The following is a 14851-nucleotide window of genomic DNA, read 5'->3' on the forward strand; positions in this document are numbered from 1 at the left end:
GATCGTGCGTCCTTCATGTAACAGCAAGATGGCCATCAAACGACGAGCATGCCCTTTATCACGGGTGGCATGGATGATTTTGTGAATACGGCGCCGTTGTGGTCGTGGCAGGGGTGGTAGGATAGGCATCAACTCAGTCCTTTGGGTGTGGCTTGTTTTGTTTGGCGACTAATGAGATCGCACAAACTGGACTGAGTTCCCTTCCTCCAGTGATCTACTATTCGGAACAGCTATTTAGCAGTGCTTGTTTCAAAAGCCAATTGTCATGATTTGTATCATGACTGGATACATTTCCTACATAAGCATGTAAGAGGCGCGACCACGATGCCGACCTGACAAGCGATATGAAGACAAAAGGATATAATTTTCGTCGTTGTTGTTTGAGGCGATAGGGGTGCAAAGTTCTCATTACTGACGTTGGCTTGTGCGGTGAGTCGTCAACGCTTCACTGAGCGGTTTTTTAGCGACTCTAAATGCTGCAATGCCGAGGCTGAATTGTTTATAGCTTAAATGCCAAAATATGGGGAACGAGCTGTTTCAGGTGCTGGAAGGAAGAGCTCCTAATACTTGAACGCTCTGCTGCTCATCTGCTTGGTTGAATGACTCTATCACTACAGTATCCCCCCGTCCCTATAGTCGTTTATCAACGTCCGTAGCCAATACGGGATTATTGTCTGGCATATTTTGATGCTTGCTCACGTAGCTTCACCTTTATCAACTGGGATCAGGATTGTGCGTATAGATGATTTGAGGCTTTTTCTCTCTGTGGTCGAACTGGGCAACTTTGCCGCCGTGGCACACTCCCTCGATGTGCCACGAGCCCAGGTCAGCCGACGCATCGGCGATCTGGAACATGCGCTGGGCTGCAAGCTGTTTACCCGCACCACCCGCAAGCTGACCCTGACGCCAGCCGGTACCGACTATTTTATGCAGTTGCAGGAGATCATTCCGCGACTCGAGACCCTTAACCAGAGCATCAAGAACCAGAGTTCGGCCCCTACCGGTTCGGTCAAGCTGGGGCTGATCGGGGATGCAGACATACTGGCCCACGACTTGCTGGTCAATTTTCTCGACAAGTATCCCCTCATCACCCTGGAGACCCACGTCAGCAACCTCGGTTATCACGACATCATGAACTACGGGCTCGATGCCTGCGTCCATATTGGCGAGATGAAAGAGAGCTCGTTTGTCGCCCGTCCCCTGACCACGGTCTCGCGTAAACTCTACGCCAGCCCGGCCTATGTGGCCGCCCACGGCATGCCACAACAACTTGACGATCTTCATCAACACGCCCTGCTGATCCATCGCCTGGCCAGCGGCGAGCTGGAGGATTGCTGGAACTTCAATACCGGCCCGCTCAAGGTCAGCAGCCGGCTCATCTCCAACAGCAGCCACTATATCCGCTACGCGGTGCTCAAGGGGGCCGGGATCAGCCTGCTGCCCGAGCTGAGTGTCAAGGCACAGGTCGCCAGTGGCGAATTGCTGGAGATCCTGCCGACCCACAAGGTCTATCTCGATGATGCCTGGCTGGTGTATCCCAGCCGCAAGGGGATGACCCATGCCGCCCGTCTGCTGATTGAGAGTCTGTTGGCAGAATCGGCGTTGTTACTCGGCTGATTGTCACAAATTACGAGACATAGAAGCATGGATAGACGGGATTAATCACAAGGAGTGATTCAATTAGACTGGCGCCATTTGATGACACTTGTCTAAAGGAATCCTCTGATGACACCTCCCCGCTTCAAAACAACACTGCTCGGCAACGCTATCCTGCTGCTGTTGAGCGGTTGTGGCGCCGACGCCACCACGCCAGCTGCGCCGCAACCACCGCAACTGCGCACCGTCCAGGTCATGACCCTGAAAGCACCCGTCGCCACCCGCCAGCACACCTTCAGCGGCGTGCTGAAATCGGCCCGCACCACCGATCTGTCGTTCCGGGTACATGGGATGTTGCAGGAGCTGGTGGTGACCGAGGGGACACGGGTCAACAAGGGGGATCTGCTTGCCCGCCTCGATCCCCACGATTTCCAGGTCACTGTCAGTCAGGGAGAGGCCCAGCTGGCCGAAGCCCGTGCCGCCCATCGGCTGGCACGCATTGAGCTGCAACGGATCAGGCAGGCCACCGCCGACAACGCCATCGCCGATGTCAATCTTGATCGGGCCATCAGTGCCGAAGCCCGCGCCGGCGCGGCGGTCGAGATGGCCAGCCAGGGACTGCAAAAAGCCCGCGATGCGCTGACCTACAGCGAGCTGCGCGCCCCCTTTGACGGAGTGATCGGCAAGCGACACATCGACAACCACGAATTTGTGCTGCCCGGCGTCAAGGTGCTTACCCTGCACCAGCCGGAGCGGCTCAATGTGGTGATCGACGTACCGGAGCGCCAGGTCGCCAGGATCACGCCCGGCCTGCCTGGCCACCTCGCCTGGGGTCAGCGCCAGCAAAATATCGCGGTGACGGTGACGGATATCGCCTCCATCCCCGCCCCGCTCAAACGTACCTACGAGGTGACGCTCTCCCTGCCGCGGGATCAGCGCAATTTGGTGGCGGGCAAGTCGGTCAATGTCACCCTCGACCTGCCGCAGCAAGCAGACACCCGCCTCTTCTGTCTGCCCGCCATGGCGGTCAACAGTCAGGATCGCCAGTGGCATGTCTGGCGGGTGGATGCGGATCGGGTGGTCCGGGTGCCGGTGTCGCTTCATGGCCAGCAGCGGGATGCCCTCTGTGTCAGCGGTGAGCTGGCGACGGGTGATCAGCTGGTGGTGGCAGGCAGCGCCTTTGTCAGCGAGGGTGAACAGGTCGCCATCATGGCAGACCCGTCGCTGGAACGGGGGGCCAAATCATGAATCTCTCAACCTTTGTACTGCGCCAGAAGACCTTCGTGATCTTCTTCACCCTGCTCTGCACCCTGGTTGGGCTGGTCTCCTACTTCCAGCTCGGCAAGCTGGAAGATCCCGCCTTCACGGTCAAGAGTGCGGTGATCGTGACCCTCTATCCCGGCGCCGATGCCGGTGAGGTGGAGCGGCTGGTCACCGATCCCATCGAAACCAAGTTGCAGGAGATGGAACATCTGTGGAAGCTGCGCTCTCTCTCCCGTCCCGGCAGTTCGATGATCTTTGTCGATCTGCAGGAGCAGGTGAACTCGGCCGAACTGCCCCAGCAGTGGGATCTGCTGCGGCGCAAGGTCAATGACGTCAAGCTATCGCTGCCTCCCCAGGCCCAGCTCACCATAGTGCAGGACGAATTTTCCGAAGTGTATGGCATGCTCTTCTCCCTCTATGGTGACAGTGTCGCCATGGCCGATCTCAAGGATCACGCCCGCGAGCTGCAACGCCGGCTCAAAGCCATCGAGGGAGTGAAAAAGATACAACTGCACGGTATTCAGGAGCAGGTGATCAACATCGATGTCGATGATGAGCGGCTGGCGCAGGCCAACCTGACCACCCTGCAGTTGTTCGAACAGCTGGGTAGCCAGAACCTGCCGCTTCAGAGCGGAGATTTCGCCATGGGCATCGAGCAGATCCGCGTCGAACAGGCCGGGGCATTCGGCAGTGTGGAGGATATCCAGAACCTCAGCATCAAGACCGGCATCAATGGTCTGGAAAGCGCCACCGTGCGGCTGGGTGATATCGCCAACGTCTACCTCGACTATCAGGATCCCGCCATAACTCTGAGCCGTTTCAACGGCCAGCAGGCGATCACCCTGGCAGTCAGCCCGGTCAACGGCATCAACGTGGTCAGCATTGGCGATACCCTCCGCCAGGAGTTGGCACAATTCGAAGCCACTCTCCCGGAAGGGGTTCATGTCGGCGTCGTCGCCTATCAGCCGGAAGAGGTAGCCAAGTCCGTCAACAACTTCATCATCAACCTGGCCGAGAGCGTGATCATCGTGGTGATCGTGCTGCTGATCTTCATGGGCTGGCGCAGTGCCGCCATCGTCGGGGTCAGTCTGTTGCTGACCATCCTCTTTACCCTGATCTACCTCAACCTGACCCAGGTTGATCTGCAGCGGGTCTCGCTCGGTTCATTTATCCTGGCGCTGGGTATGCTGGTGGATAACGCCATCGTCATCGTCGATCTCGTTGAGACCAAATTGCGTCAGGGGATTGCCCGCAATCAGGCGGTGAGCGACAGCATCCGCGAAATGGCACTGCCACTGTTGGCGGCGACCCTGATCGCCGCGCTGGGTACCGCGCCCGTGCTCTTCTCCCAGACCGATGCGGCCGAGTTCGCCCTCTCCATCGTGCAGGTGCTGTGCAGCTCGCTGCTGCTCTCCTGGCTCATCGCCATGACGGTCACCCCGCTGCTCTGCTGGTATTTTATTCCCGCGCCGACCCAAACGGATGAGCCGCTCCCGCCTTCACGGCTGGCAGCGCTTTACCAAAAAGCGGTGTGCTGGTCGGTGGATAACCCGGTCAAACTGCTGCTCGGGGTCGCCCCGGTATTGCTGCTGACCCTGGCGATCATTCCGTTGCTGCAGGTCAACTTCATGCCCTCCTCCGATCGCCCCATGTTGTTTCTCGACTACTGGCTGCCCAACGGCGGGCGGATTGCCCAGACCTCTGCCGACATGCACAAGATTGAGCAGTGGTTGCTACGCCAGCCACAGGTGACCAGCCTCTCCAGCCATATTGGCGAGAGTGCCCCCCGTTTCTCGGTCACGGTTGAGCCTGAGCCCTTCGACAGCAGTTATGGCCAGATCCTGATCAACACCCGCAGCTATGAGGATATTGCCACCCTGACGGCGGCAGGCGATGCCTGGTTGCAGGCCGAATTCCCCTACGCCGAGCCCAGATTCCGCCCGCTCAAGCTGGCCACCAAGGACAAATTTGCCATCGAGGCACGCTTCGTCGGACCAGATCCGCAACAGCTGCACCGGCTCGCCAATGAGGCCAAACGGCGGCTGGCCGCCAACCCTCACCTCATCTATATCAGGGATAACTGGCGCCAGGAGAGCAAGGTGCTGGTGCCCCTCATCAATCAGGATGCGGCGAGGATCGCCGGCATCAATCGCGCCGACATCGCCAACGCCATTACCCGGGCAACCGATGGCAGCCTGATTGGCCAGATGCGCCGTGATGATGACCTCATCCCCATCAAGCTGCGCAGCAGCAATGCCAACCTGGCCCAGTTTGACAATATTCCGGTGCGCTCCCTGCTCGGCAGCCATAGCGTGCCGATGGGACAGGTGGTCGATGGCATCGAGTTCAAGGGAGAAGAGAGCATGCGTTGGCGCTACAACCGCCAGCCTGCCATCACGGTGCAGGCAGACGTGAGGGGCGATACCCCCTCCAATGTGCGCAAGGCGATTGCCCGCGAACTGGAGGCGATTCCCCTGCCCCCTGGCTACACCATGGCGTGGGGCGGTGAATATTATGACGAGAAGCGCTCGGTCGATGATCTGATGACCCAGACCCCCAAGGCGATGGTGCTGATGACCATCATTCTGGTCGCCATGTTCAGTGCCTACCGTCAGCCGTGTATCATTCTGGTGACACTGCCGCTGGCCTCTATCGGCATTGTCTGGAGCCTGTTGCTGCTGGATAAACCGTTCGGCTTTATGGCGATTGTCGGCATGATCTGCCTCAGTGGCATGATCATCAAAAACGGCATAGTGCTGATCGACCAGATCGAACTGGAGCGCAAGGGGGGCCGGGCACTGGCTGACGCGGTCAAGAGAGCGACCCTCAACCGAACCATGGCCATCTCGATGGCGGCGCTCACGACGGTGCTCGGGATGATCCCGCTGCTGACCGACCGGCTGTTTGATCAGATGGCCGCAACCATTGTTGGCGGGCTCTCGGCCGCCTCCTTCCTCTCCCTTTTCGTGATGCCGGCCCTCTATCAGCTGCTCTATCGGCACGAAGCGCAAGGCGCACTCATCTCTTCCCGCAGCAAGGAGCCATGCCATGACTGATCTTCGACTCACCCTGGTGGCCACGGCTCTGCTGCTGGCCGGTTGCAGCATGACCCCTGACTACGAGGTGCCACAGGTGGCCGTGGGGAGTGTCTATCTCAACGCCAGCCGTGCCGAGGGGATCAGTGAGGCCAAACAGGAACCCGGACGACTCTGGTGGCAACAGTTCAATGATCCGCAGCTCAATCGGCTGGTCATGGCTGCCCAGCAGCAGAATATCCCCATCAGGATGGCCAGCGAGCGCATCAAAGCGGCGCAATCCTACCAGGCTGCGGTCTCCTCGCTGAAGGTGCCCACCATCGCCCTCAACGCGGGTTATGTGGATATGCGATTGAGCGAAAATGGCCCGCTAAGCGGCCCCGCCGTTGCCGAGTTCACCCTGCCGCCCCAACTCGGGGGGAGCAGCCTCAGTGTGCTGGATCGTGATAACCAAACCCATCTGGCCAGTGCCACCATCGGCTGGGAGGCGGATCTGTTTGGCCGGATCGATGCCCTGAGTCAGGCGGCCAGCATCCGGGTAGAGCAAGCCGAACTGCTGCAGCGCAATCTCACAACCCTGATGACCGCCGAGGTGATCAACAACTATCTGCAATATCGCGCCGCCGGGGAGCGCATCGCCATCACCAGACAGATCATCGCCGAACAACAACAGGTGTTGACGCTGGTGCAGTCGCTGCATCGTCATGGCTATGGCTCCGAGCTGGATCTGGCCAATGCCCGCGCCGCCCAGGCCGCGACAGAGGCCATGCTGCCGATGCTCGACAGTGCGCGCGCCGCCCATCTCGGCCGGTTGGCCATCCTGCTCGGAGAGACCACAGCGCAGACCCGCAACCGGCTCGGTGAAGGCGCGTTGCCACAGATGTCTGGCCTGATCCCGGTGGGGTTGCCCTCTAAACTGCTGAACCGGCGCTTTGATATCGCGTTGGCCGAGCGGGAGATGGCGGCACGCAACCAGCAACTGGGCGCTGCTATCGCCAACCGCTATCCGAAACTGGTATTGACCGGTACCCCCGGCGTATCGGCCAGCGATCTCGACGATCTGCTCTCCTCCGGTTCTGTGGGCTGGTCCCTCGGCGCAGGCATAAGCTGGAACCTGTTCGATGGTGGGCGGGGAGCCGCCATGGTGGATCTGCAACAAGCGGGGTTCAGGGAGTCGGCCCTCGCCTACCAGCAGGTGGTGAATGGCGCCTTCAACGAGGTCGATACGGTGTTGAGGGCCTATGCAAACAGCCAGCAGTATCAACAGTTGATCGCCCGGGCCGACGTTCAGGCTCAGATAGCCGTCAACAAGGCGACCAGCCTCTACCGGGCGGGGCTCGAAAACCACCTGAGCGTGCTCAATGCCCAGCGTGTCAGCAACAACCTTCAGGACGCCCGGGTACAGGCCCGCCTCAATACCGCCACCACAGCGGTACTGCTGCACAAGGCATTGGGTGGCGAGTGGCGAGTTCCGCAGGCAGATGACACAGGTAAAAAAGCGTTTGCAGGATAGGCAAGGTCGCAAAAGCTCGGCTAATTGGCCGCAATGCTGACCAGTTAAGGATCCATTGACCCATCCTTCTTCTGTAGGACAATCCGGAACCAGTGATTGGTTCCGGATTTTTTTATGTCTATTGCAATCGACCTGAACGATGTTGTTGAGGCATCTAGCGACATGCTGGCGAGTCTGGCAATTTTTGCCGGCCATATTCCCGACGAATGGATCCGTGCCGCTGCTGCCTTGTCTGAAAGGCAACTGTCCGCCGACGCAGATTGCCTTCTGATATGGTTTTGTGGCTCGTCGTGGGGATGGCCTTTTTCCGCAATGAGCCCATCTCCGAGGTCGCTCGACGTCTCAACATCTGTGTAGAAGGGTTGGCCAATGATGCCTTGCTCGCGGACAGTGCCCTGTCTCAAGCCCGTCAACGACTCGGCAGACACCCTACCCGATGCTGTGATTGGCCACGTTGATGAATGTCCGCTCGCATGTCATTGCCAACGCGGCCATCAGCCCGTACCGCAAAGGGGAAATCCCCCTGGCCAGCGAGTTCATTCACTCATTGCCGGACAATTCGGTAACCCTGCTGGATAAAAGTTTCTTCGGTGCCGACCTGTTGCTGCGTATTCAGGCCGAAGACACCGACCGTCACTGGCTCATCCCGGAACGCAATGGGTTAGTGTCCACGGAACTTGAGCGCTATGGCGACGGTGACCATCTGTTGCAAATGAAGGTCTCGCCTCAGGCTCGCAAGAAAAAAACCGAGTTACCGACGCGCGGGCAAGTTCGTTCTGTAACCTACGAGGTGACAGGCAAGGAGAAAACGGTATTTACCTCCCTGCCCGTGGCGCGAGCCAGCACAACGCCATCACACTGAGAAGAAAGTGGACTTGGTCTATCAGGAGTTGTGAGGATTGCTGTTTGGATACAATCTGGTCAGACGGAAGTAAGCGTCCGGCCACTACCGTCTGGTGAATGGAGGCTGTTGTGGACAAAGTAGTTCCCACTAAAAAGTAGTGGGAACCAAGAATGGTGTACACCAATAGCAGCCGTAAAGGCAGAGCCAATTACTCGCGAGAATTCAAACAGCGACTTGTCGATGCCGCCAACCAGCCCGGCGTATCTGTCTCCAAACTCGCACAGGAGCACGGCGTCAACGCCAATCTCTTGTTCAAATGGCGACGTGATGCCAAAGCCCCAGCGTTATATCCCATCGAACTGGTGTTGCCCCCTTCATCCATGGAGCTCCTTGTGCATCCGGCCCCGCAGCCCGAAACGCTCACACCAGAGACTGGCCGGTGAACCGGGTCAGTGAACTGCTGCCCTGGAGTGTTGCTCTACCTGCTGAATAACTTATCGCCCCTGTCAATACGGCCTTCGCTAGACGCTTACAGACGGAAAGCTGGCTAGGGCGGTGAAGATATCAAAAACCCGTTTTCCGGTAGATCGCAATGCAGCTCCGCTTAAGTGAAGAGCATTGCGGCGAAGTGACCGTACTCTTTCATATCAATCGGATCCATGTGCTCAAACGGAAGCATTCAAAACAGCACAGTGAATGCAGCCCACAACAACGGGGTTGCAACTGTTGAAGACATAGCGGCTATCCACCCAAGCCACACCCGCCCACAGCATTGACCATTTTTGAAGTCAAATCAATTACCAATAATGGCAACCAGTGTGCTGACGGTCGCTGGAGCTGATATTGTTAAGGAACGTGATCAATCAATACGTAGAGGCTATGTCTCTGCATCATGAGAAGGGTCATTAAGACTGTGGCCATCGACGACAATAGGGTGGCAAGCATCTTCCTGAACTGTGCAAAACTCGTTTCACTCTGCGCATATACGTTCATCCCTCTTACGCAATAACTACGCCTCATTTATCCTAACATTACCCTGCAAATGTGTGGAGAAAAGCTAGTTGAAAATGTATAAACCTATGTCAGGACTAGACAATGCCCGTCAGGGCAAGGCTTGGAGCCAAATTGACTCTTTAACCATGGAACCGTTTTTGATATTCAATATCTCGAGTATCTAGTCATAAAAGTGCTTAACTAACTGGCATTGGATTACAAACGAATCCTTTTTCATCTCTATTTCAATTGGTTGCCGCTAAGGTTCCTGTTCATGGTGACAAGTATCTTGTCTATACCATTGACCAGATCGCAACACCAGCTAAAACGGTGACTATTATAGCTAGTGCCACATCACTCCATCCAGAGAAGGGAGACAGGCGGCATTCATGGCGTGCGCGGAGGTAAAAGGGCAAACCCAATGCATACAGAACCATCGACAGTAGTAGAAACTTCATGCCACCAGCATAGATAAGCCAGCCACCATATATTGTGCCCAGCGCCGTCGTCACTATTAGGCCTGTGCACTTGCTGGGGGAGGACCAAGCCAGTTTGAGGCTGAATGCAGCGCACAGCAGATAGGGAATGAGCGCCATGGCTGATGCCAGCTGGATGAGCAGGTTGTAGCCTGCGTTATTGAGGTGGTTGATGATCAAAAATAGTGAGATAAGGCCATTGGTTAGCCATAGAGCATTAGCCGGAGCTCCTTTTGCATTAAGTCGGCCAAAGTAGGCGGGGGCTGTATGCCGTTCACCTCTCGCAGCTAGATAAAGCATTTCGGACGAGATCAACATCCATGCCAGCAGGGCACCTGCAACCGAGAGGATAAGGCCGATATTGATCAGTATGCCGCCCCATGGGCCTACTGCATACTCCAGTACTGCGGCCATTGAGGGGTTTTTCATGGTGGCGAGTTCTGCTTGTGGTAATACGCCAAGCGATAGTACCGAGACACACACCAGCAGCAGCATCGTAATGAAGAACCCGAGAATGGTAGCGATACTGACAGTTTTCATGTCTTTGGCTCGACTGGCATAAACTGTTGCACACTCAATACCCAGGAAGACCCAGACAGTGTAGAGCATTGTGTTTTTGACCTGATCGCTCACACTGCCAAGCGAGGGAGAACCCCAGAAATCGATATTAAAAGTCTTCACTTTAAACGCCAGCGCCACACACAACACAAACAGGCAGATCGGGACAATTTTGGCAATTGTCACGACCAGATTGAGCAGGCTGGCTGATTGTACGCCGCGCAGGATAAAACCATGCAGTGTCCACAGCAGAATCAAACCGCAGAGCAGGGCGGGTAGGGTGCTGCCATCCCCGAAGAATCCTAATGTCTTAAAGGATCCGAGGGCACTGAACATCACGACCAGATAGCCTACGTTTCCAACCCACACCGAAATCCAGTAACCCCATGCAGCGTTAAAGCCGAGGTAATCACCGAATCCATTGCGGGCATAGCCGTATACACCGTCGTTGATATCGGAACGATTAATCGCCAGCCATTGGAAAATACGAGCAAGAGTCAGCATACCGACAAATGTAATCACCCAAGCGATCAGGATTGCGCCCGCACCAGCACCTTCAGCCATATTTTGCGGCAAGCTGAAGATGCCGCTACCGACAATAGCTCCCACCACCAGAGCAGTAAGTGGTACTACCCCCAGTTTGTTTTCTGTTGCCTGTGTCATCTGCTTTCTCCTTACGTTGGGGCGCCGCCCACGCGCCCCACATTGCATCCAACAGAAGTCGTGCTAGAAGCGTAACGACATGCAACTGACACCACCGTCTACTTTCCGGTACTCGGATGTGTCAACTTCAATCACCTCGTAGCCTAGAGCGGCAATACGGTCGCGTGTTGTCGGGTAGCCGGAAGGCATGATGACTTTGCCATTTACCCAGATGCAGTTGGCTGCGTACGCTTCCTCTTCTGGAATGGCGATAATGTTGAATTTTTGGAACTCCGGTTTGGTAATGAATTCACCGGCGGCCAGCAGGTTGTTGTTTTCCAGATAGGCAAGGCCTGTCTTAAGGTGCAGTACTTTTTCCAGTTTCACGACAGAACCGGTCATGCCGTATTGCTCGAGGATGGCGATAAGTTGGCGCGCCCCTTCCGAATTGGTGCGTGCTGATTCGCCAATATAGAAATGGCTGCCCACCATCATGACATCGCCAGCATCTAGTGTACCGGGTGCCTTGATGTGTTCCACATGTTGGTAAAAACGACGCAGTACGGGCTCCATCAGTAGCGACTCATCACGACGGCTATCCGCTCCTGGGCGAGTTACGATGGCACAATGAGGGGTGCACAAAGCAGGGTCTTCAACAAACACCGAATCAGGGAAATCCTCTGCGGGTGGCAGGATAGTGATATCGACTCCGCATGTTTGTAGCGCACGAATATAAGTATTGTGTTGTTCGAGAGCCTTGTCGTAGATGGGTTTGCCAAGATCGCTAGAAGAAATGCCATTAACCAATCCGTGGCAGGGAGTGCGGGCGATGATGTGTTTGAACATAACTATCTCCTGGAAAATGGATGAAACTGCCTCCTGATATTGGCAACTCCCATGCCAGTAAGTCGCCAATCCACTTTGCGTTAATGTGACGATACGCATAATTCCATCAATTCTTTGCACCAAAAAAACAGAAAAATACGGTTATTTCCTTCGGTTTGATGAGCACATGAAGATGGAACGGGTGTAAATTCGCCATATAACCAAATATCGACATAATGCAAGCACTGATCGTAAGGGCATCATGTCGATCTTTGGTGAATAAATCGTCGTCATCTCATGTCACATCGTTTGACCGATGTGAAAGCGAAAGGAGAAACTGATGAGCGAGCAACTGGATTGGTTGGTGGATTGTCTGCGGCCGGTGCTGGATACCTTGGACCGGCCTGCCACCATGGTCGATTCCGATGGACACTTCGTCTACTACAACCCTGCCAGCGCTCGTATGGATGGTGTGGATGGCGATGAGGTGATCGGTAAACATGTGCAGGAGCTTAACCCCTGGTTACAGCGTGAAGAGAGCACTCTGTTGCAGTGCCTTGAGCAAGGCACTCGCTTCACTGATGTATGCCAGTCATATATTGGGCCCGATGGGCAAGCCATACCTTATTTACACACGGCGGTGCCACTGCGCGAACGCTCCGGCAAGTTGCTTGGTGCCATCGAAATTGGGCGGCAATTGCGACATATGCCAAACAGGAAGGGAAACGAAACCGATATTCCTCGTATCGTTACCGTCGATCCCGATACTCTGCGACAGATTGCTTGGCTAGACAGATTCGCGGCCAGCGAACTGCCGATTCTCATCTATGGCGAAACCGGTACAGGCAAAGAGCTCTTTGCTCGTCGCGCCCATGCTCTTAGTCCGCGCGGTAGCCGCCCTATGTTTACTATTAACTGTGCGGCCATCCCTGACACTCTGCTGGAAAGCACCCTGTTTGGGACGGTACGTGGGGCCTTTACCGGAGCGGAGAATCGTAAGGGATTATTCACTTTGGCAGATGGTGGTACCTTATTTCTCGATGAACTCAACTCCATGCCCATCCAGTTGCAGAGTAAGTTGTTACGTGTATTGCAGGATGGCAGTTACCAGCCGGTGGGTAGCCATCAGTCCTTGCTGGCCAATGTGCGTCTCATTGCTGCGCTTAATCAGGAGCCGTTGGTGGCGGTGGAACAGGGGCGGCTACGAGAGGATCTCTATTACCGGCTCAATGTTGGTTACGTCCAGATCCCCGCGCTACGCGAGCGTAAAGCGGATGTTTTGTTGCTGGCTCGCGAGTTGCTTGCCCGTCATGCTCCAGAGCTCAACCCCATGGTCATAGAGCTTGGCGCGGAAGCTGAAGCAGCATTACTGGGGCATGAATGGCATGGCAACGTTCGCGAGCTGGAGAACATCCTCCGCAGAAGCTTGCTGTTGCATGTTGGTGGTGCCAGCCTAGAGCATATCGCGCTACATGCAGGTGTTGGCATTCCAGCAAAAGTCAGGGCAGTCAACAATCTGCGCAAGCACCTGCATACCCATGAGGCAGAGCAGATCCAGACAGCACTTAAGGCACAAAATGGCAACGTATCGGCCACCGCGAGAGCGCTCGGTATGGCTCGCAGCACACTGGTGTCTCGAATAAGGCGTTTAAAAATTGATTGCTAGAGGTCAACGTACAGTGTCTTAAGCAATCTTGAGGTCCCCTGATTTTCACAGACAGACCCGATTGTTACAATGAGCCAATCGAGTGTACTCAATGGAATCAAGAGAGCATTATTCAGCAGAGTTTCGCGCAGAAGCCGTTCGGCTGGTATTGAAGCAAAGCCTCAGCCAAGCTGAAGCCGCCAGAAGGTTGGGTATTGCCAAAGGCACACTGTGAGGTGTCCTGACAAGATCGGACAGTCCCGGATCAAGCAGCCTGAGTAGTTTTCCTATACCTCTTGTTAAACTCCGCCGGGCTGACATTGCCAAGTCGTGAATGCCGACGTTGGCGGTTGTAAAAAATCTCTATGTATTCCTGAATCGCTGCCTTGGCCTCCGCTCTCGTCTTGAATCTATGGTGATGAACCAGTTCATTTTTAAGAGACCCCCAGAAGCTTTCTATCGGGGCATTGTCGAAGCAGTTCCCCTTGCGTGACATGGAGGTCTGCATGCCAAATTGTACCTGGAGAGCCCGGTAAGCCTTGGCACAGTACTGACTTCCACGGTCTGTGTGATGGATAAGCCCAACGAGCGGCCTCTTCTGCTGCACAGCCCGAAACAGCGCCTGGCTGACCAACCCGGTGGTCATTCTCTCTCCCATCGCATAGCCCACAATTTCACAGGTAAACACATCCTTGAGACCAGCAAGATAAAGCCAGCCTTCGTCGGTGGCGATATAGGTGATATCACCGGTCCAGACTTCGTTGGGCTTCGTCGGCGCAAAGACCTGACCAAGGAGATTCTCCGCCACCGGCAGGGAATGAGAAGAATGGGTTGTCGCCTTGAACTTGCGCTTTTGTTTGCAAGACAACCCCATTTCTCGGCGCAATCGCCCAATCCGGTCCCGCCCGGCGTAAAATCCTTCGGCGGCCAATTCAGCTTGTAAACGCACAGCGCCATAGGTCTGGCGCGTCTTGCTGTGAGCAGCCCGAATAGCGACCTTGAGTCGCTCATCTTCTTGTTGGCGCTGTGACGGTGGACGCTGACACCAGTGGTAGAAGCCCGCACGAGAGACCTCCAGCACACGACAGATAACGGAAATGGGATAGAGGTCCTGCTGCTTGGCTATCCACGCGTACTTGGCAGTGACTCCTGAGCAAAGTACGCGGCGGCCTTTTTTATGATGTCGCGCTCCATGTTGGCTTGTGCGAGAGCTTTGCGTAGCCGGGCCACTTCAGCCTCCAGCTCGGCGACAGAACGCGCTCCGGGAATGGCCGATGTATCCTTTCCTCCTTTGGCTGCGACCACCCAGTTGCTCAGTGTGCCTTTGGCAATACCTGAATCGCCCCTGGTTTTCTAGACACTTTGTTGCTGAAAAATAAACTGCCTTTCAAACTCTACCGGCGACAGCCCATCATTGGAACCATGACGCCTGATTGGGTTGTAAAACATCTCGATATAATC

Annotated in this window: 9 protein-coding genes and 4 pseudogenes; 8 read left to right on the forward strand and 5 right to left on the reverse strand. The window is 55.6% G+C overall.

Translation table 11 applies throughout. The features are described 5' to 3' along the window. Positions 1-129, reverse strand: a pseudogene (locus tag ACE1BR_RS22325) (IS630 family transposase); the annotation flags it as partial. Between the two features lie 603 nt (positions 130-732). Here ACE1BR_RS22325 and ACE1BR_RS22330 point away from each other — a divergent pair. The 6 genes and pseudogenes from ACE1BR_RS22330 to ACE1BR_RS22355 all read left to right on the forward strand — a co-directional run bounded on the left by ACE1BR_RS22330 (position 733) and on the right by ACE1BR_RS22355 (position 8694). Next, a complete protein-coding gene (locus tag ACE1BR_RS22330) occupies positions 733-1617 on the forward strand; it encodes a LysR family transcriptional regulator (RefSeq protein WP_058051949.1) in 885 nt (294 codons plus the stop codon). A 108-nt stretch (positions 1618-1725) separates the two neighbouring features. Then, positions 1726-2844: an efflux RND transporter periplasmic adaptor subunit gene (locus ACE1BR_RS22335; protein WP_374874176.1), complete on the forward strand. Its 1119-nt coding sequence runs from the start codon at positions 1726-1728 to the stop codon at positions 2842-2844. After that, a complete protein-coding gene (locus ACE1BR_RS22340; protein WP_374874178.1) occupies positions 2841-5915 on the forward strand; it encodes an efflux RND transporter permease subunit in 3075 nt (1024 codons plus the stop codon). The genes ACE1BR_RS22335 and ACE1BR_RS22340 overlap by 4 nt, the downstream gene beginning before the upstream one ends. Continuing rightward, positions 5908-7407 carry an efflux transporter outer membrane subunit gene (locus ACE1BR_RS22345; RefSeq protein WP_374874180.1) on the forward strand — a complete coding sequence of 500 codons (1500 nt, stop codon included), beginning with the start codon at positions 5908-5910 and terminating at the stop codon, positions 7405-7407. Before ACE1BR_RS22340 ends, ACE1BR_RS22345 begins: the two co-directional genes overlap by 8 nt. A 114-nt stretch (positions 7408-7521) precedes the next feature. Then, positions 7522-8300: pseudogene (locus ACE1BR_RS22350) on the forward strand (transposase domain-containing protein); the annotation flags it as partial. A gap of 121 nt (positions 8301-8421) precedes the next feature. Further along, a complete protein-coding gene (locus ACE1BR_RS22355) occupies positions 8422-8694 on the forward strand; it encodes a transposase (protein ID WP_374874182.1) in 273 nt (90 codons plus the stop codon). Between the two features lie 843 nt (positions 8695-9537). Here ACE1BR_RS22355 and ACE1BR_RS22360 read toward each other — a convergent pair. Together ACE1BR_RS22360 and ddaH are read right to left on the reverse strand one after the other, a co-directional pair. Beyond that, on the reverse strand, positions 9538-10941 hold the full coding sequence (locus tag ACE1BR_RS22360) for a basic amino acid/polyamine antiporter (protein WP_374874185.1): 1404 nt from the start codon (positions 10939-10941) through the stop codon (positions 9538-9540). Between the two features lie 63 nt (positions 10942-11004). Then, positions 11005-11766, reverse strand: coding sequence for a dimethylargininase (gene ddaH / locus ACE1BR_RS22365; protein WP_374874187.1), 762 nt, complete (start codon positions 11764-11766; stop codon positions 11005-11007). A gap of 319 nt (positions 11767-12085) precedes the next feature. Here ddaH and ACE1BR_RS22370 point away from each other — a divergent pair, with 319 nt between their 5' ends. Next, entirely contained in the window at positions 12086-13411 is a 1326-nt protein-coding gene (locus tag ACE1BR_RS22370; RefSeq protein WP_374874189.1) for a sigma-54 interaction domain-containing protein, read from the forward strand. 91 nt (positions 13412-13502) lie between these two features. After that, positions 13503-13622, forward strand: a pseudogene (locus tag ACE1BR_RS22375) (transposase); the annotation flags it as partial. A gap of 33 nt (positions 13623-13655) precedes the next feature. Here ACE1BR_RS22375 and ACE1BR_RS22380 read toward each other — a convergent pair. Together ACE1BR_RS22380 and ACE1BR_RS22385 are read right to left on the reverse strand one after the other, a co-directional pair. Then, positions 13656-14725, reverse strand: a pseudogene (locus ACE1BR_RS22380) (IS3 family transposase); the annotation flags it as partial. An 18-nt stretch (positions 14726-14743) separates the two neighbouring features. Then, the coding region (locus tag ACE1BR_RS22385; RefSeq protein WP_164882226.1) for an IS3 family transposase at positions 14744-14851 on the reverse strand (108 nt) is incomplete at its 5' end.

This window comes from Aeromonas sp. MdU4 (assembly GCF_041929505.1).
Classification (GTDB): Bacteria; Pseudomonadota; Gammaproteobacteria; order Enterobacterales; family Aeromonadaceae; genus Aeromonas.